This window comes from Flavobacterium dankookense, assembly GCF_004362665.1.
GTDB classification, from domain to species: Bacteria; Bacteroidota; Bacteroidia; order Flavobacteriales; family Flavobacteriaceae; genus Flavobacterium; species Flavobacterium dankookense.
Window position 1 is genome coordinate 327,689 of record NZ_SNXR01000014.1, and the last position, 19,386, is coordinate 347,074.

Annotated in this window: 14 protein-coding genes; 9 read left to right on the plus strand and 5 right to left on the minus strand. The window is 33.3% G+C overall.

All coding sequences use genetic code 11. The features are described 5' to 3' along the window. Positions 1 to 13: 13 nt before the first annotated feature. From BC748_RS09920 to BC748_RS09935, 4 genes are all read right to left on the minus strand, one after another. Positions 14 to 2,821, minus strand: a complete 2,808-nt coding sequence (locus tag BC748_RS09920; protein ID WP_133533332.1) for a TonB-dependent receptor — start codon at positions 2,819 to 2,821, stop codon at positions 14 to 16. Positions 2,822 to 3,102: 281 nt separating this feature from the next. Further along, positions 3,103 to 4,950, minus strand: a complete 1,848-nt coding sequence (gene glmS / locus BC748_RS09925) for a glutamine--fructose-6-phosphate transaminase (isomerizing) (RefSeq protein WP_133533333.1) — start codon at positions 4,948 to 4,950, stop codon at positions 3,103 to 3,105. Between the two features lie 12 nt (positions 4,951 to 4,962). Then, the gene (gene bamH, locus BC748_RS09930) at positions 4,963 to 6,798 is read right to left on the minus strand and encodes a BamH family beta-barrel-assembly machinery protein (protein ID WP_133533334.1); all 1,836 of its coding nucleotides are present in this window, start codon (positions 6,796 to 6,798) and stop codon (positions 4,963 to 4,965) included. Positions 6,799 to 6,812: 14 nt separating this feature from the next. Next, on the minus strand, positions 6,813 to 7,616 hold the full coding sequence (locus BC748_RS09935; protein WP_133533335.1) for a glycogen/starch synthase: 804 nt from the start codon (positions 7,614 to 7,616) through the stop codon (positions 6,813 to 6,815). A 105-nt stretch (positions 7,617 to 7,721) separates the two neighbouring features. Between BC748_RS09935 and panC the strand changes: the two genes are divergently transcribed. The 9 genes from panC (at position 7,722) to BC748_RS09980 (ending at position 15,561) form a co-directional block, all read left to right on the plus strand. Further along, positions 7,722 to 8,570, plus strand: a complete 849-nt coding sequence (gene panC / locus BC748_RS09940) for a pantoate--beta-alanine ligase (protein ID WP_133533336.1) — start codon at positions 7,722 to 7,724, stop codon at positions 8,568 to 8,570. Between the two features lie 14 nt (positions 8,571 to 8,584). After that, the gene (panD, locus tag BC748_RS09945) at positions 8,585 to 8,935 is read left to right on the plus strand and encodes an aspartate 1-decarboxylase (protein ID WP_133533337.1); all 351 of its coding nucleotides are present in this window, start codon (positions 8,585 to 8,587) and stop codon (positions 8,933 to 8,935) included. Between the two features lie 4 nt (positions 8,936 to 8,939). Next, a complete protein-coding gene (locus tag BC748_RS09950; protein WP_133533338.1) occupies positions 8,940 to 9,905 on the plus strand; it encodes a lysylphosphatidylglycerol synthase transmembrane domain-containing protein in 966 nt (321 codons plus the stop codon). 60 nt (positions 9,906 to 9,965) lie between these two features. After that, the gene (locus tag BC748_RS09955; protein WP_133533339.1) at positions 9,966 to 11,222 is read left to right on the plus strand and encodes an alpha/beta hydrolase; all 1,257 of its coding nucleotides are present in this window, start codon (positions 9,966 to 9,968) and stop codon (positions 11,220 to 11,222) included. A gap of 23 nt (positions 11,223 to 11,245) precedes the next feature. After that, positions 11,246 to 12,607, plus strand: coding sequence for a DNA repair protein RadA (radA, locus tag BC748_RS09960; RefSeq protein ID WP_133533340.1), 1,362 nt, complete (start codon positions 11,246 to 11,248; stop codon positions 12,605 to 12,607). Further along, complete coding sequence (locus tag BC748_RS09965) at positions 12,607 to 13,119, plus strand: hypothetical protein (RefSeq protein ID WP_133533341.1); 513 nt, start codon at positions 12,607 to 12,609, stop codon at positions 13,117 to 13,119. Before radA ends, BC748_RS09965 begins: the two co-directional genes overlap by 1 nt. A gap of 31 nt (positions 13,120 to 13,150) precedes the next feature. Continuing rightward, on the plus strand, positions 13,151 to 13,795 hold the full coding sequence (locus BC748_RS09970) for an HD domain-containing protein (RefSeq protein ID WP_133533342.1): 645 nt from the start codon (positions 13,151 to 13,153) through the stop codon (positions 13,793 to 13,795). A 75-nt stretch (positions 13,796 to 13,870) separates the two neighbouring features. Continuing rightward, positions 13,871 to 15,136 (plus strand): Y-family DNA polymerase, encoded by a 1,266-nt coding sequence (locus BC748_RS09975; protein WP_133533343.1) that lies wholly within the window; start codon positions 13,871 to 13,873, stop codon positions 15,134 to 15,136. Continuing rightward, positions 15,127 to 15,561 carry a LexA family protein gene (locus BC748_RS09980; protein ID WP_133533344.1) on the plus strand — a complete coding sequence of 145 codons (435 nt, stop codon included), beginning with the start codon at positions 15,127 to 15,129 and terminating at the stop codon, positions 15,559 to 15,561. The genes BC748_RS09975 and BC748_RS09980 overlap by 10 nt, the downstream gene beginning before the upstream one ends. 55 nt (positions 15,562 to 15,616) lie before the next feature. Here the strand turns inward: BC748_RS09980 and BC748_RS09985 are convergent, their stop codons facing one another. Continuing rightward, positions 15,617 to 19,102, minus strand: coding sequence for a T9SS sorting signal type C domain-containing protein (locus BC748_RS09985; RefSeq protein ID WP_162846443.1), 3,486 nt, complete (start codon positions 19,100 to 19,102; stop codon positions 15,617 to 15,619). Positions 19,103 to 19,386: the final 284 nt, after the last annotated feature.

A 19,386-nucleotide genomic window follows, 5' to 3' on the forward strand; every position in this document is an offset into this window, starting at 1 on the left:
TTTTAAATTATTATTAAGGAGTTACCGTCCAAGAAACGAAATATTGTTGACCAATTAATCCTGCTCCTAATACTTGACCATATTCTCTACCACCAATATTTGTAGCTCCAACTTTAATTATAGACTTTAAAGATTTTAGAGAATAATTAGCTTGTACATCAATAACTGTTGCTTCTTCGATGATACCATCAGCAAAAGACGACTCCCATTCGTATTCTGTATTCCATCTCGCGCTTAATGACAATCCAAGATTTCCAATTAATTTATCATTACTAATTGTTCCTTTTACTCTGTGTTTAGGCGTATTGAAACTTGCTTCAAAACCTGGATCTGATGCTTGATCAAAATCAAAATCAGCAAAATTGTAGTTTGCGCTTAGTTCAAAATCTTTATATACTTTTTTGGAAACTCCCAATCCAAAACCTACAGAAGTTATTTCTGATTTTGTATTTGTATACACTTGGTATTCTCTAAAGTCTCTATTAGATAATGCTTGTGCCGCTGAACCAGGAGCTACATTAGTAGGACTAGTTTCGGCAGTACCAAAATAAGGCGCAATTACAAGATTATTACCAATAAAGTCATTGTATATATTATAATATCCATTAACATCTATTGAGAAACCTTTAACATTTCCTCTATATCCCAAATCAAAAGCTTTGACTGTTTCAGGCTTAACTAAGTTTGGAGTTGCTTTCACAAGAAGAGTAGCTGCATTTGCCAAACCTGATGGTGGTCCAGATCTGTATGTATTATCAAATGCATTAAATGACTCAATAGTAAATGAATTTAAATAAGCAGCTTCTCCGGTTAGAGTAGCGAAACCACCACCACTTTGAGGAGATATTGGTAATGTTTCTGTAAAACGGGTTAAGTTATCAGGTGCTGAACCAATTAAAACTCTGTTTCCAATATTGAACCCTATGTATTGGTCTTGAGTTACTGGATTTCTAAAACCTGTTTGAAATGAACCTCTAAAATTATGATTTTTTTGTTCATCCGCAGAATAAACAAATGAAACTCTTGGAGAGAAATTACCATCAAAATTTTGAGCTTTATCGTATCGAACAGAACCTGTTAATTTTAATTTATCATTTAATAGCTTTTTTTGAACTTGGGTATAGACACCATATTCATCATAGTTTATTGGTCCTGATGCATCTGTATAAATCCTTCCTCCAGAATCTAATCTATATGCTCTGTAAGAACCACCAACTTGGATTTCTGCTGGTTTAAATAAATCTCTAAAATTGTAGTTTGCATCTGAATGATAAATAGTTGAATTATCAACTAATTTAGATCCTTGTAGCACATCTGGATTAGCAATTACTTCATTGAAAGCTTGTTTAAAAGCTGGTGTTCCTGGTATTAATCTTCCAGTATCGGCAACACTTCTAGCATAAGCATGAGCTTCAGCAGGTGTAGTACCAACATTAGGAACTAAACCTAAAGTTGCAGCTCCAAAAGCTCCACCATATTCAGAAAACCACTGTTGATCGGATTTCCATTTTCTATTAATATTTAATGCAGTAAATGTCATGTCATAAGATTTACCACCATCTTCAGTAGTTGTATAACCTCTCAAGAAAAAGTTCTTCCCTTTCAGTTCTAATTTATGTTGTTGCATAAAAAATCCATTCAAGTTATATCTACTTGCACCTTGATATATGGAATTTCCAAAACCAAATTTAGATTGCCAAATAATTTCTATATCATTATCCCAAGGTTTGAAGTGTAACGAAAAATCAATTTTTGAATTTTGAACTTTACTCTCTGTTAAATCGGTTTCATTATAACCAGTTCTAGTGATATCTTCATTTGGCAACAAATTGTATGCGGTTGAACCAAAAGGGTTTCTATTCTTAAGATTTAATTTAGCTTCATCACCATAAACATTTATACCATTATAACTATGATGACTTCTATCTCTTCCTTCAACAGAAATATCATCATAATTTGTTGCAAACCAATCTGTTCCATTCATAAATGTAAAGTTAGCTTTTGCAGCAAAATGTTTTGAAAATGCATGTGCTACACGGACACCATAATCATAGTATAAATTATTTCCTGCTGCATTTTGACTTGTCATACCGTATTTTGCATAGGCTGTTATTCCTTGACTTGTAAATGGACTTTGACTGTTCATGAATAAAATTCCATTAAAAGCATTTGCGCCATATAAAGCTGATGAAGCACCAGGAAGTAATTCAACGCTTTGTACATCTATCTCAGAAATTCCAATTAAGTTCCCTAAAACAAAGTTTAAAAGAGGTGAAGAATTATCCATTCCATCAACTAATTGCAAGAAACGTGTATTTGCAACCGTTGCAAATCCACGAGTATTGATTGATTTAAATGACATACTGCTTGTATTCATTTGAACCTCTTTCAGGTTTTCTAAACCATCGTAAAAAGTTGGAGAAGCTGATTTTTTGATGTCTTTGATAGTCATCCTTTCAATTGTAACAGGAGATTCCCTGATTTTTTCAGGCGCACGCGATGCAGAAACAACAATTTCATCTAATTGTGTTTCTTGCTCAGACATTACAGCAGTAATTTTTTGATTGTTTGATGTAATGCTAACTGTCTTTGATCCATAACCCACTGTAGAAATTTCAATTTCAAAAGGTGGCTTTTTGGAAGTTGATAGTGTGAAATTACCATCTAAATCTGTAATGGTTCCTGTAGATTCTCCTTGAACCTTAACATTTGCACCAGGAACTGGTTCGTTTTTACTGTCTTTTACCGAACCTGAGACTGTTGTTTGAGCAAAAGATATGCTGCAAAAAAACAATGACACGATAAATAAATAAATCTTCATTTGGTTTTTAATTTTGTTGGTTTATGTAGCCAAAGTACAAATATTTTTTTTACATTTTCAAAAAAAACAACCTATTTTTCACAATTATATAATTATACGATGCTAATTTGTTCGTTTACTAATAATTCCATTTTTATCTTTTTATTAACGTTTTGGCAATTTTGATAAATAAAATACTATGCGTAACTAATATTTCGGATTTTCATTTCATTAATGATAATTTTTTCCACAAAAAAAGCGAGATTACTCTCGCTTTAAAAATTATACTATTTTATTATTTTTTATTCAACTGTAACTGATTTTGCCAAGTTTCTCGGTTGGTCAACATTACAACCTCTCATTACGGCAATATGATATGATAATAATTGCAATGGAATTGTTGTTATTAAAGGCGATAAAGCATCTGAAGTCTCAGGAATTTCAATTATATGATCTGCTAATCCTCTTACTTGTGTGTCTCCTTTTGTAACAATAGCAATGATTTTTCCACTTCTAGATTTTATCTCTTGGATATTACTTACTACTTTGTCATAATGACCTTGTTTAGGTGCAATTACTATTACTGGCATTTGTTCATCAATTAATGCGATTGGTCCATGTTTCATTTCTGCGGCTGGATAACCTTCCGCATGAATATAGGATATCTCTTTTAATTTCAAAGCGCCTTCCAATGCTACAGGGAAATTATATCCTCTTCCCAAATAAAGACAATTTGTGGCATCTTTATATATCGCTGCAATTTCTTTGGCTTTATCATTAGTCAATAATGCTTCGGCAACTTTTTCTGGAATAATTTCTAATTCTTGCAAATATCTGAAATAATCAGAATTTGAAAGTGTTCCTTTTGCTTTTGCTAAACGCAACGCAATCATAGTTAACACAGTGATTTGTGTTGTAAATGCTTTTGTTGAAGCAACTCCAATTTCTGGTCCTGCGTGAGTGTATGCTCCAGCATGAGATTCTCTAGAAATTGATGAACCAACTACATTACATACTCCAAAAACAAACGCTCCTTTTTCTTTAGCTAATTTTATAGCAGCTAATGAATCGGCTGTTTCTCCTGATTGTGAAATTGCTATTACAACGTCTTTCGAAGTTATAATTGGATTTCTATATCTGAACTCTGATGCATATTCTACCTCAACAGGTATTCTTGCAAATTCTTCAATGATATATTCTGCTACTAATCCTGCATGCCAAGATGTTCCACAAGCTACAATTAAGATTCTTTCTGCTTGAAGGAATTTTTCAATATTATCTTCAATTCCAGCCATTTGAATAATTCCTTCGTTGGCATGAAGTCTTCCTCTGTAAGTATCTTTGATTACATTTGGTTGCTCATAGATTTCTTTTAGCATGAAGTGATCATAACCACCTTTTTCAATCTGCTCCAAATTCATTTGAAGTTCCTGAATATATGGATCAACTAAAGAGTCATCTTTGATTTTTCTTATTTTTAATGCTTTGTGCAAACGTACAATTGCCATTTCTTCATCTTCCAAATAAATAGCGTTTGAAGTATATTCAATAAACGGAGATGCATCAGAAGCAATGAAAAACTCATCTTTTCCAACTCCAATTGCTAATGGACTTCCTAATCTTGCCACAACAATTTCATCTGGTTTTTCTACATCAAAAACACAAATAGCATAAGCTCCAACAACTTGATTTAAAGCAATTTGAACTGCTTTTCCTAGTTTGATGTTTTCTTTTTTCTTTACTTCTTCAATAAGATTGATAAGCACTTCAGTATCCGTATCAGATTGAAATGTATATCCTCTTTTGATTAATTCTTTTTTTAATGGCTCATAATTTTCAATGATTCCATTGTGAATTATAGCCAGTTTACCAGAGTTAGATAAATGTGGATGTGAGTTTACATCATTTGGAACTCCATGAGTTGCCCAACGTGTATGTCCCATTCCAACAGTAGCTTTTGAGGAAGCAATTTCTTTTGATTTTTCTTCAAGGTCAGAAACTTTTCCTTTGGTCTTTGATACTTTTAGTCCACTTTCATCATACAACATGATTCCGGCACTATCGTATCCTCTATATTCTAATCTTTTTAGTCCTTTTATAACTATAGGATAAGCTTCTCTATATCCTATATATCCAACAATTCCACACATAATTTTTTGGTATTAATCAGGTTTTGTATAATAAATTTCTAGTTTTAGTCTTTTGTCTGCTGGAGCATCCAAACTTGAGCCATAAAGTATTGTTCCTACTGGAGATAATACTGACATGGTTGGTGCGCTATTCGTATTTGAATTAGGAGTTTTCAATTTTGAAAATGCTGCATTGTTGATTGTTTCGGTAACAGCTAATCCTAATCTAACATTAGTCGAATCGTTTTTAATTAAATTTCTAATATGGTTCGTTAATCTGATTTTGTATTTGTGTCCTTTATTTTCAACTTCATCTGTTGCTTCGTCTTTAATTTGTTTTACTACGCTTCCATCTTCATTCAATAAAATACCACCATGTACAAACTTATTTCTCTTTGGGTAAGTTCCGTTTGTAGTTCCGTCTAATGCATAATCAATTAAGACTCTATTATTATTCAAATCATACAACATTAACCTGTTAGGCTCAATTGACTTTAAATTAGACATAGAAGTTTTGTCAACATAGAATGTTAAATTGGCTTCATTAATCAGCCAAGTTTTAGCTTTTGAATAATATACACTTGAACCGTCTGAATTTACATTACCATATCTCAAATCATCTAATTCGTCTGAAACACCATTTGGAGTATTTTTTCTTAGATACAATACATTTCCACTTGTATCTTTAATTTGATTTCCACTTCCGTCTAATGCTGGTGAATATCTGTATAAATCTGTTGTTCCAAATAAATCTATAACCGCTATTGAACCTTGTCCACCTTTTAGAAAAAGTTTACTTGCTTCTGCAGTTGAACTCATTGCTGATTGATAATCTGTATTTTCATTTGAGTTTGATTGTAAACTAACAGTGTTTCCAGTCATGTTTAAAACAAGTGTTTTTTTAACTTTATCTACTTTATATTCGTTTACAGTCGTTGTTGTAGGATTGTCAGGTGTTATTTTGTCTTCTTCATAAAAAATAGTAACATTACCTCCTTTGAAGTTAATCATTGCCATATTCCCAGGATTTCCAATGCTTTCTGCTTTGAAATACAATCCTCTGAAATAGTTTTTAAAAACGGAGTTGTTAGCCAATTGTCCACTTGGCGCATTTATTATTTTATTGTAAAAAACACTTTTATTTAAATTTAATCGCATCGAAGGCACACTTCTAGTTGCTACATCTTCTCCATCTTCATCCTTTACGGTTGTTCTGTGTTCTCTTTTATCAAAATAAAATTGAGAGTTTTCTCTACCGTCTGTGTTGTTAGGATGATTAGTTGGTCTATCATTCAATAAAACAGGAATCTTGTTATTTTCAACATCTTGATTATCAGTATAAAAAAGTTGTTGACCAGTAAGTGATTGACTTGGATCTAAATCTCTTAGAAAAAAATTAGATTGATAAATACTCAATTTAAATCTAGAACCACTTGCTCCATAAATAGAATCTAATCGATATGTTTTTTTACCATCACTATCGGTAGAATTCAATTTACTGAAGTAAGGAATGTTCAATACAACGCTATCTACCACAGGAAGATCTACATATTTTGTTGGATCAACATTATTAAATGTTGGATTTACTGTAGCAAGTTCGAGTTGAGTCACAAAACTAGCTGTCGTAGTTCCAAAAGGTGGATTATCAAATATTCCCAATGGATTAATTGGCAAATTGTTACTTGCAATAGCATCTAACTTTTGGTTATACGATTTTACCGTAGCGTCTGTGTAATCATCAAAAAGATAATGATCGTTATCACCACCAACTATGTCAGTTCCAATCTCATTAAAATCTTTATCACAAGAAGTTAATAGAACAATTGATAATAAAACAACAATTTGTTTAAAATAGGTATGTAAATTCATTTGGGTAAAAAATATTAAAGCAAACTTTTGTAAAACTCTGTGTATGCCGAAGCAAAATTTTCTTTGGCGGTGAAAGGTAAAAAAGGTTTTTGTGAAGATTCTATAAAATTTGTTAAACTTGTCGAAATACTCGATGAAGCGACAATTATACCATCAGAATGGTTGATAGCCGACATGATTAAATTATCATAATTAGGTGCTTCTAATTCTTTTACAGCTTCGTGTGGAATGTTATCAAACTTAACTTTATTTATCATTTCTGCATCCAAAGTTCCGTCAAATGACTGTCCATAAACCGATGTTATAATTTTTGTTTCAGAAAAAAGCGCTTCATTTTTATAAAAATGTTTCATATAAACTGGAAGCATACTTGCCATCCAACCATGAACATGAATGATATCTGGAACCCAATTTAGTTTCTTAACCGTTTCAACAACACCTTTTGCAAAAAAAATCGCTCTTTCGTCATTGTCTGGGTACAAAACGCCATCTTCATCTGTGAAAGTGGCTTTTCTTTTAAAATACTCATCGTTATCAATAAAATAAACCTGAATTCTTTCTTTAGGAATTGATGCTACTTTTATAATCAAAGGCATGTCTAAATCATTCACCACCAAATTCATACCCGATAATCGGATAACTTCATGCAATTGATGTCTTCTTTCGTTAATATTGCCATATCTTGGCATAAAAATTCTAATCTGTCCGCCTTGATCATTAATCATTTTTGGAACATCATACGACATTAAAGAAACCTCATTTTCAGCCAAATACGGCACTACTTCAGATGATACATACAATATCCTCTTGTCTTCCATAATCTATTTTAATTTATTTATTGGCAATAAAAAGCATGCAAAAGTACAAAATTTTATGGAGTTATTTATGAAAATAGTAAGTTTGCAACTCATTTACAAAAGCGTATGCTCATTTTTAACACTAATAATGAATTAGTTTCTCATTTAAAATCGGTTACTAACTCAAAAACTTCAATAGGTTTTGTACCAACAATGGGTGCGTTACACCAAGGTCATTTATCGCTATTAAAGACTGCTTTAAAGCAAAATTCATTAGTTGTAATAAGCATTTTTGTAAATCCTACACAATTTAATAATCCCGAAGATTTAGCAAAATATCCTAGAACTCTGGATGCTGATGTAGAAAAAACAAAAAAAGTTTCTTCTGAAATCATTGTTTATGCACCAAGTGTAAATGATATTTATGAAGGAAAAACCGTTTCTCAACATTTTGATTATGATGGAATTGAAAACCAAATGGAAGGAAAATTTCGTCCAGGACATTTTAATGGTGTTGGTACAATTGTAAAACGTCTTTTTGAAATAGTAAAACCAACCAATGCTTATTTTGGCGAAAAAGATTTTCAACAACTTCAAATTGTAAAAAAACTGGTTTCTAAATATAAAATTCCTGTCAATATCGTTGGTTGTCCTATACATAGAGAAGCAAACGGTTTAGCTATGAGTTCACGCAACGAAAGGCTTTCCTCCGATGAACGAAAAGAAGCAGCAATGATTTATCAAACCATTTTGGAAGCTAAAAAACAATTTGGTACAAAATCTGCTACCGAAGTGACTAAATGGGTAGAAAGAACATTTGCCAAACAAAACCGATTTGAACTAGAATATTTTCAAATTGCCGACGAAGCAACATTATTGCCTTGCGTCAGAAAAAATAAAAATAAAAACTATCGAATATTCATTGCTGTTTTTGTCAACAAAATTCGATTGATTGATACCATTTCAGTAAATTAATTTAACTTTGCCGCATGCAAATACAAATAGTAAAATCTAAAATTCACCGAGTAAAAGTAACTGGTGCCGATTTAAATTATATTGGTAGCATAACCATTGACGAAACATTAATGGATGCCGCTAATCTTATCGAAGGTGAAAAAGTATATATCGTTAATATCAACAACGGCGAGCGTTTTGAAACCTATGCAATTAAAGGCGCAAAAAATTCAGGCGAAATTACACTAAATGGTCCAGCTGCAAGAAGAGTGCAAAAAGACGATATTATTATCATTATGTCGTATGCCATTATGGAATTTGAAGAAGCAAAAACCTTCAAACCTTGGTTGGTTTTCCCTAACGAGAAAGACAATTCTTTGACCTAAAATTTTGAAAAAGCAATTAGGCAAATGGCTCACCATTTTTATTCCTCTTCTTATAGGAATAGGAATTATATACTATCAATTTAACACACTTACTGCCGAGGAAATTGAAAAAATTAAACTGAGTTTTCAAAAGGCAAATTACAACTATATCTTTTTATCGTTAGTAATTGCTTGTGTTGGTTATTGGTCAAGAGCATATCGATGGAAATTTGCGCTCAATCATTTGGGTTATCATACAAAATTTTCAAACAATCTATTAACCGTTTGTGTTTCTTATCTAGTCAATCTAACCGTTCCTCGTTCAGGCGAAATATCTCGTGCTGCTTTAATAAAAAAATATGAAAATGTAGCTTTCGATAAAGCTTTTGGAACCATCGTTGCCGAGAGAATTGTCGATTTATTAATTTTTCTATTATTCGTTTTTATTGGTTTTGTATCACAGTTTGACACTATTTATCAGTTTTTAATGGACAAAAATGTCTCGTTAGAATCATTGATTTACACAGGAATAATTGGAGTGATTTTATTTGTGATTTTTATCGTAATTTGGATTTATGCCGAATGGAAAATCATCAAAAAACTAAAGAAAAAACTATCTGGATTAATAGAAGGAATGACAACCATTTACAAAATGAAAGACAAATGGAAGTATATTTTTCATTCTTTCTTTATTTGGTTTTCATATTTAGCAATGTTTTATGTTGCCAAATTTGCGCTTCCCGAAACTACAGAAATCGGTTTTGATATTGTAATTATGGGATTTGTTTTTGGAAGCTTAGCCATCGGATTTTCGAATGGCGGATTAGGTGCTTATCCTTTTTCAATTGCTTTAATTTTTTCACTTTACGGAATTTCCAATGATGTTGGAACCGCTTTTGGTTGGTTAGTTTGGACATCTCAAACCATTTTAACCATACTTCTTGGTTTGATTTCTTATGTTTTACTTCCTATTCTAAATAGAAATAAATAATTTACTATCTTGCTAATCATTTTTAGCAATGATTTCTATTTAACCAAAAAATCAATTTTCATGAAAAAGCTGTGTGTTCTTTTACTGCTAATTTGCTCCAACAGTTTATTTGCCCAAAAAACAATAGTCGACACTATAACCTCGCAAAAACTCAATGAAGACCGTGAAATAAAAATTTCGCTTCCGCCTTCCTATGACAAAAACAAAACGCAAAAATATCCGCTACTTGTTTTATTAGATGGCGACTTTCTTTTTGAACCTTTCTATGGAACGTTGAGTTATGGTTACTATTGGGATGATTTACCCGAAATAATTATTGTAGCTATTAGCCAAAATAAAAATAACGAACGTGAAGCAGATTGTATGACTGATGCCGATACTGGTTTGCCAACCGAAAAAGGAGAAAAATTCTTTGAATTTATTGGAATGGAATTGATACCAACGATACAAAAAAATTATAGAACAGCACCTTTTAGAATCGTTGCTGGACTTGATGTAACGGCTGGATTTATGAATTGCTACTTGTATAAAGATGATCCTATTTTTAACGCATACATCTCATTAAGCCCAGAACTTCCAACAGGAATGGAAGAACAAATTCCAGAGCGACTAGCAGCAATTCAAAAACGTATTTTTTACTATCACTGTACATCTGATGGCGATTTAAAAAAAATGAGAACTCGCATTCAAGCAATGGATGAAGCGATAAAGAAAATCTCTAAACCTACACTAAATTACAGGTATGAAGATTTTAAAGGCGCATCGCATTATTCATTGGTTCCACATGCAATTCCAAGTGCTTTGTATCAAATATTTTCAGTATATCAACCTATTTCAACAACCGAATTTCAAGAAAAAATTGCAATACTTCCCGAAGGTTACGTTGATTATTTAATTGCAAAATATGATGTTTTAGAAAAAGAATTAGGGCTTAAACTCCAAATCAGAATGAACGATTTCAAAGCTATTGAAGCCGCAATCATAAAAAACAAAGCGTATAATGAATTTGATTTACTAGCGCAATTAGCTGAAAAAAATTACCCAAAAACAATGCTTGCCGATTATGAAATGGCTCAGATGTATGAAAAAAAAGGTGATATAGCTAAAGCAGTTAAGACATACATGAGAGCTTATCAACTGGAAGAAGTAGGTGATTTAACTAAAGACATGATGATTAATCGTGCTGACGAACTAAAAGCAACTTTACCTAAAAAAGGTCAAAAAATGGAAGAACCAGTAATTGAAGAAACACCTGTAGAAGAAGTGCCAACTGAAACTCCTGCTCAAACTCCAACAGAAGAGAAAAAACAAGAATAATTTCAAAAAGAATTACAGCATACATGTCCAAACTAAAAACAACTTTTTTTTGCCAAAACTGTGGAAGTCAATATGCTAAATGGCAAGGTCAATGCAATTCCTGCAAAGAATGGAACACCATTGCTGAAGAAATAATTCAAAAAGAAGAGAAAACATCTTGGAAACCATCAACTGCTGAAAGCAAAAGAGTTTCCAAACCATTAAAAATTAAAGAAATCGATTCGACTCAAGAAGTGCGAATGGATTCAACAGATGGCGAACTCAATCGTGTACTTGGTGGCGGAATTGTTCCTGGTTCATTAATCCTTTTGGGTGGCGAACCTGGCATTGGGAAAAGTACTTTACTATTACAAGTTTCCTTAAAATTACCTTATAAAACCTTATATGTTTCAGGAGAAGAAAGCCAGAAACAAATAAAAATGCGCGCCGAAAGAATAAATCCAAACAGCGAAAACTGTCTTATTCTAACCGAAACCAAAACACAAAATATCTTCCGCCATATTCTTGAAGTAGAACCCGATATTGTCATCATCGATTCCATCCAAACACTTCATACTGATTACATCGAATCAACAGCTGGAAGTATTTCTCAAATTAGAGAATGTACAGCCGAATTAATAAAATTTGCCAAAGAAACGAATGTTCCCGTAATTTTGATTGGTCATATAACCAAAGATGGAAACATTGCTGGTCCAAAAATTTTAGAACACATGGTTGACACTGTATTGCAATTTGAAGGCGATAGAAATCACGTGTACCGAATTTTACGCAGCCTAAAAAACCGTTTTGGATCTACGGCTGAACTTGGAATTTATGAAATGCAAGGTTCTGGTTTACGTGAAGTTTCTAATCCATCGGAAATATTGATTTCGCATCGCGAAGAAGAACTTTCCGGAACAGCAATTGCTTCCACACTCGAAGGAATGCGACCATTAATGATAGAAATCCAATCCTTGGTTTCCACAGCAGTTTATGGAACACCACAACGAAGCACAACGGGTTATAACGCCAAACGACTGAATATGATTTTGGCGGTTTTAGAAAAACGTGCTGGTTTCCGATTGGGAACCAAAGACGTTTTCCTGAATGTTACTGGTGGAATTTCGGTTGATGATCCAGCCATTGATTTAGCTGTTGTTGCCGCTATTCTTTCCTCCAACGAAGATATTGCCGTTGGTAAAGATGTTTGCTTTGCTGGCGAAGTAGGATTGTCAGGAGAAATTCGTCCTGTAAACCGAGTAGAACAACGCATTCAAGAAGCTGAAAAACTAGGCTTTTCAACCATTTTTGTTTCAAAATATAATAAAATTGCAACTCAATTTCCTGGAATAAAAGTGATTTTGGTCTCTAAAATTGAAGAAGTTGTAGAACAATTATTTGGGTAATGAAACCCTATTCAGAAATAGTACAAAATATTCAAACATTGCACGAATTGGGCGAAACCATTCAAGCTGCCTATTTTGTGTTAAAAGAATATGATCTAGAACATCCAAAACTCAAAGGATTTGAACTGAGAGAAAAAGCCAAACCCGAGTATGTTTTAATGACTACCGAAGGAAATTTTGGCGAAAGCCAAATCATAAAAATTCCTGAAAACACTTTTGAATTTGAATTTATTTTGATGCTCAATCTTTTGGCTCACGAAATGGTTCATGTTATTCAAAAATCATCCGAAAATTGTCCTCGCGATAGAAACGAACGCGAGTGGCAAGCGTATTATGAAATGCTGTTTCACAAAATATTTCCATTGGTTCCTAATGCAAAAAGTCATCAACTAAAGTCTTTTGGCAACAAAGCAATCGAATATTATAATCGAATGGAAAAAGACGGCGAACTCCAACAAAAATATGCTACTCAAAAAGCCGAAGTAGAGCATTTGATTTCAAAAATAACCTAGTATTTTTGCCAATCATTCTTAAAATATCCCAATGACAATTATTGACAAAACCATTCAATTTGTAAAACAAAAACTTGAAAATGCTGAAGGTGGACACGATTGGTTTCATATTGAACGTGTGTATAAAAATGCTTTATTGATTGCAAAAGAAGAGGATTGTGATTTGACAGTTGTACAACTTGGCGCATTGCTTCACGATATTGCTGATAGCAAGTTTCACGATGGCGATGAAAGCATTGGTCCAAAAACAGCTAGATTTTTTTTAGAAAAAGAAAATGTTGAGGAAGCCACTATTCAACATATAATTGCTATCATAGAAAATATTTCTTTTAAAGGCGGTAATTTTGAAAAGAAATTTACATCAAAAGAACTCGAAATCGTTCAAGATGCAGACCGACTTGATGCCATTGGTGCTATAGGAATTGCTAGAACATTTAATTATGGTGGTTTTAAAAACAGAGCGTTATACAACCCTGAGATTTTACCAAACTTAACCATGACTAAAGAAGAATATAAAAACTCAGAATCACCAACTCTCAATCATTTCTACGAAAAATTACTATTATTAAAAGATAAAATGAACACCCAAACGGGAAAGAAAATTTCGCTAGAACGTCATGTTTACATGGAAAATTTCCTTTCACAGTTTCTTGCAGAATGGAATGGTGAAAAATAAACAGTAGTTAAAAAACAAATCCTGATTGGAATCAAAATGCGTTGGACTTATCTTTGAAATATAAATTTTGAATGTATGTATGCCTTAGTTGATTGCAACAATTTTTATGTTTCGTGTGAGCGCGTTTTTCAACCGCAACTCAACGGAAAACCTGTTGTTGTGCTATCCAATAACGACGGTTGTATCATTTCTAGAAGTTACGAAGCCAAAGATTTAGGCATTGCCATGGGTGCACCAGAATTTAAAGTGCGTCAAGAGTTAAAGCAACACCATGTTCATGTCTTTTCGTCCAATTATGCTTTGTATGGCGACTTGAGTAATCGCGTGATGACTTTGCTACAAAAATTCACACCACATGTTGAAGTATATAGCATTGATGAAGCTTTTTTAAACTTTGATGGGATGGCAATTGTTGATTATAATGACTATGGTCTACAAATAAAAAGAAGCATACAAAAGTGGTTGAGTTTACCTGTTTGTATTGGTTTTGCTGAAACTAAAGCGTTATCAAAAGTTGCCAATAAAATTGCTAAAAAATACCAAGAAAGAACGAAAGGCGTTTATGTAATTGATACCGAAGAAAAACGAATCAAAGCACTCAAATGGACAAAGATTGAAGATGTTTGGGGAATTGGTTTTCGGTTAACGAAGAAAATGCAAGCCAAAAATATTCTCACTGCCTATGATTTTACATTGCCACATAACGAAAGTTTTATCCAAAAAGAAATGGGAGTCGTTGGTTTACGATTAAAATACGAGTTAGAAGGCAAATCCGTTTTGGAAATGGAAGAACCAAAAGACAAAAAAAACATCGCCATTACCCGAAGTTTTGATGGCAACATTACCACATTAGACGAAATGAAAGAACGCGTATCAACTTTTGCTACCGTTTGTGCAGAGAAACTTAGAAAACAAAAATCATGTTGTTATGGTGTGATTGTCTATTTGCGAAAAGACAAATATAAAGTGCAAGCAAATCGGTATAATTTTTATAAAATGGAACTACTGCCGTTTGCCAGCAATTCTTCTATCACGATTAGCAACTTAGCTGTGAAAATGCTCAAAACCATGTTTGAAGAAGGCGAAATTTATAAAAAAGCAGGTGTTATCGTAACCGAAATTATTCCTGAAGATCAAAAACAGTTTCACCTTTTTGAAGAAGAAAATCCAAAGCATTTACAACTAATGAAGGTCATCGATGATTATCATAAAAAAATTGGTGAACGAAAAATACGTTTAGGCAATCAGGATTTACAAAAAACCTGGAAAATGAAACAAGACCATTTATCAAAAAAATATACAACCAATTTCAAAGAGATTTTAGAAATCAAATGTCAGTAAAAAATAAGATTACTTTTTTTCTTCCCGATTTAGAAAACACTCGAGAATTATATTATTTCTCGGGCGGTATCAAAGCTGGATTTCCCTCACCTGCTGCTGATTTTGATGAATCTAAAATCAGTTTGGATAAAGTATTAGTAAAAAATCATGAAACTACATTCTATGCTAAAGCCAGCGGAACATCCATGATTGGTGCCGGTATTGATGATGGTGATATCATGGTTATTGACCGAAGTCTAGAACCAAAAAACAATAAAATAGCCGTTTGCTTTATTGATGGAGAATTTACGGTGAAACGCATAAAAGTCACCAAAGAAAATGTGTTTTTAATGCCTGAAAATAAAGCATTTCAACCCATTGAAATCACAGAAGAAAACAATCTTATTATTTGGGGAATTGTTACTTATGTCATCAAAAAAGTGTAATAAAAAAAGACCATATCATTTGACATGGCCTTTTTTATTGCAATAATTATAAAAATTATCTAATCACTTTTTTAGTAACTACTGCTCCATCTACTGTAGTGATTTGTACTAACAATACTTCGTTAGATAATCCAGCTGAGATTGTAGTTTGTGTTGCGTTAATAGCTTGTCTTTCTACTAACAATCTTCCTCTGATATCGAATACTTTTACAGCACTCATTTCAAAGTTTCCAGTATTGATTACAAAATCATTCGCTTGATCTTTATAAATCACTACTTGTTTTTCAGTTAATACTGGTGTATCAACATTTAATGCTCCATCTCTATAGACTACTTCAAAACGAGTTCCAAAAGTTCCCGCTTCACTTGTAAAGTTGTAAGCACCTTGAGTTAAATTATGTAAAGATGATACTAAGTTGTCTTTTAAATAAATCGTTTGTCCACTATTGAATACTCCAACTGTATGATCAATTGCAATAGAATAGTTTCCTGCTGTTTCTACTTTCAAACTCATTGGAACAACGTCTGTATCAACAAATGATGCTTTTCCTTGAATTCCTAATTCTTGTCCTTCAACAGTAGATGCAAAAACAGTAGCTGGTGAACCAATATTCATACCATCATATCTATCAATACCATTTGTAGCATATTCTTTATAAGCAACAACCGCTTGAGAGAAAACACCCGCTGCGTTTGTTAAATTCAACCAATACACATCTTGTTCATTATTTTCACGGAAGAACTGATTTGCATTATCATCAACACGTTGGTTGTTATTAAAGACTAAACTAGTTCCTGTTGCTTGAACGAAGAATCCTTGTCCGGCACGGATAACACCTAGTGGATTAACCACGGCTGCTTGTCCGTTGCTTTGGAAAACACCATCATTCCATTGGCAATAAGCATTGTTACTTGTATTATTATTCGTTTCTCTCCAAAAATATAATGACGTAGTAATGTTAGCCGAGTTATCATCAACGAACGCTGTCATGCTAATTGGCGATGGATAAGGATTGCCAACTAAGTTAAATCCTGTTCCTGCCGTACTAAGTGTATAAGGAATATTTCCACTATTTGGAATACCTGTAAATTGACCTGCAAAAGTTGCTGGTGCAGTTGGATGATTCCAAGGAGTACGTATTAAATAACCTTTTGCTGTAGCGAATGGCACATTATTAATATCTGTTCCATTCACTCCATTTGGAGCTACTAATGGTGATGGATATTGCAAACCTGTTAAGTTGAACCCAACAGCATTGCTATATTGATTATTCGTTGTATTATAAGTATAAAAACGATTTGGTAATGTAAACTTAGAAAAAGCATACAATCCTTGATTAGCCACTGGCGAAGACCAAAGAGTGTAATCTTGACGCAATATTGCTGAACTATTTCTGTTTACCGTAATAGCACCAGAGTTTATATTGGTTGTTCCACCTTGCAATAGATTCGCATTATTATTTAAAGTAAAGCTACTTCCGCTAGCTACTGTCAAAGCACCACTTAAGTTTACCGTATCACCTGAAGCGATAACAACCGCTGCATTGGAATTAACTGTTAACGAACAAGCCGAAAATTCAGTTGCTGCTCCAACACCTGTTGTATAAGCATGAGAAATTACCGCTGGTGTAGTACTAATTGGTGTTCCGTTACTCCAACTTCCACCACCTGCTGATGTCCATGTTGTAGTTGTTCCTATAGCGATGCTCGTAGCAGCAGTTGCTGTACATCCATAACTATTGGTTGCTGTAACAGTATAATTTGTCGCTACACTTGCTGTAACACCTGTTGGATTTTGCAATGAAGAAGTAAATCCAGAAGGCGATGATGTCCAAGCAAATGTTGCTGTCGGAATATTAGTTCCTGTAACCACAACATTATCTATTGCCCAATACCATGACCAAACTGCAACGTATCTAAATCGAACATAAACAGTAGCTTGATTTAAGTACGAGTCTAAACTCACTGTAGCTTGTATAAAACCATTTCTTGCACCCTGAAGTGAATTATAGGTATTTAAAGTAGTCCAATTTGTTGCGTCAGTTGAAACTTCAACATAACCAAAATCAGTAGCATCATATTCTCTATAATAATGAAAAAAAGTTAAAGTAGCTGAGTCCAATCCAACAGTACTAAAAGAAGGTGAACGTAATATTGTTGCAGTATTAGTTGCTGAACCTTGAGCATCACTATCAGATAAATAAAACTGTGATGCATCATTACTACTAAAAGTTTCTCTAACATTTGCATAGTTATTACCTCTTAAAGTCCAAGCTGCATTAGCCGGAGTTCCTCCTACACTATTATTTGTTGTTATCCATCCTGCAGGTGTTCCATTAAAATTCTCATTAATAAGTGTTGTGGATAGAGGATTATTGCTTGTAGCACTTGAAGTCAAATTAAAACTTCCTCCAGGACAGATTGTATTGGTACTTGCAGCAGCAGTAACATTTGTTGGAGTAGGATTTACCAATTGCGTTTTAGTAGCTAAAACATTTGCTCCACATGTACTTCCTGTAGTTGTAAGAGTTAATGTAGCTGTTCCTGTATAATTTGATGGCGGAGTCCATGTAGCATTGAGTGTAGTAGCATTCGGTGAAAAAGTTCCACCAGCACTACTTGTCCATGTTCCTCCTGTAGCAGAACCACCAACACTTCCACCAAGAGCAACAGATGTTCCACCTCTACATATAGCAGTCAAAGCGGCACCAGCATTAACCGTTGGCGCAACACACGCTCTTATACTCATACCAGTCATTGATGCTAATGCAGTTGCTCCACCACCACCTGAAAAGGTTGTAGCACAAGTTGAATTAGCACTTGCCGTCGGGATTGATCTATTAGCTATTCCATTTCTAGTTCCATCAGAAGTATTATTTAATTGCTCATTCACTGATGTAAAATTGGTTGGATAATTAATGGTTCTTTCATTATTATTTCCAGAACGTAAAGAACTAACAACAAGAACCGCTTGATCATTTGCATTTATTGTCAAAGCCGTTGCGAAAGCAAAAGAATTTGTACTTGTTGTTCCAGAATTATAATTTCTACTATTTGTAATTGGCGTAGTTTGATCAACAGAATCAAAAACTGCAGCCCAAACCGTAGTAACTCTTGTTGTTCCTCCACCAATAGCAAAAGACAAAGTAGTATTAGCAGCTAAATCTAAATCAGCTTCGTTCAAATAATAAATCGCTGTATGCTGTCTAATTGAATTAACTGTTAAATCACCACTAGATAGTGTTAAATTTCTTCCGCCATAAGTTAACGTAATTGTTCTTGCACCTACCGCTGTTTGAGAAGAAGCAATTGCTACGGCCAACAATCTATTGGAACCTGTACCTGCAGGAACAGTGTATGTAATGTTTTGTGTAGCTGTGCTAGTTCCGTTGTATAAGTTAGTCCAGTTTTGAAGTGTCGTTACTTGCGCAGTAACACTAAAACTACCTAAGAAAGCAAATAGAAAAAAGAAACCAAAAACTAGTCCTCCATTTCTATTCATTTCTTTCTTGTTTACAACTTGTTTAAGTAATGTTAACATTCCCATTTATTTACATTTAATAATTTATATACTTTTTAAACTACAACGATGTAGAGCTTAAACTACATCATTAATAAAATACAAATTAGCATACTTCTTGTTAAATAAACAAATAAATCATCGACAAAATGCGTTTTTTGTCGATAAACCGCCTTTTTTGTGTTTTATATTAGATATTACCTTACGAATAAATGTTATTGTAAGATAAAAAGCAAAACTATTAAATATCAAATAAATACAAACTATAATATCGTTAAACTGATGGTAAATTCGATAACGTGCAT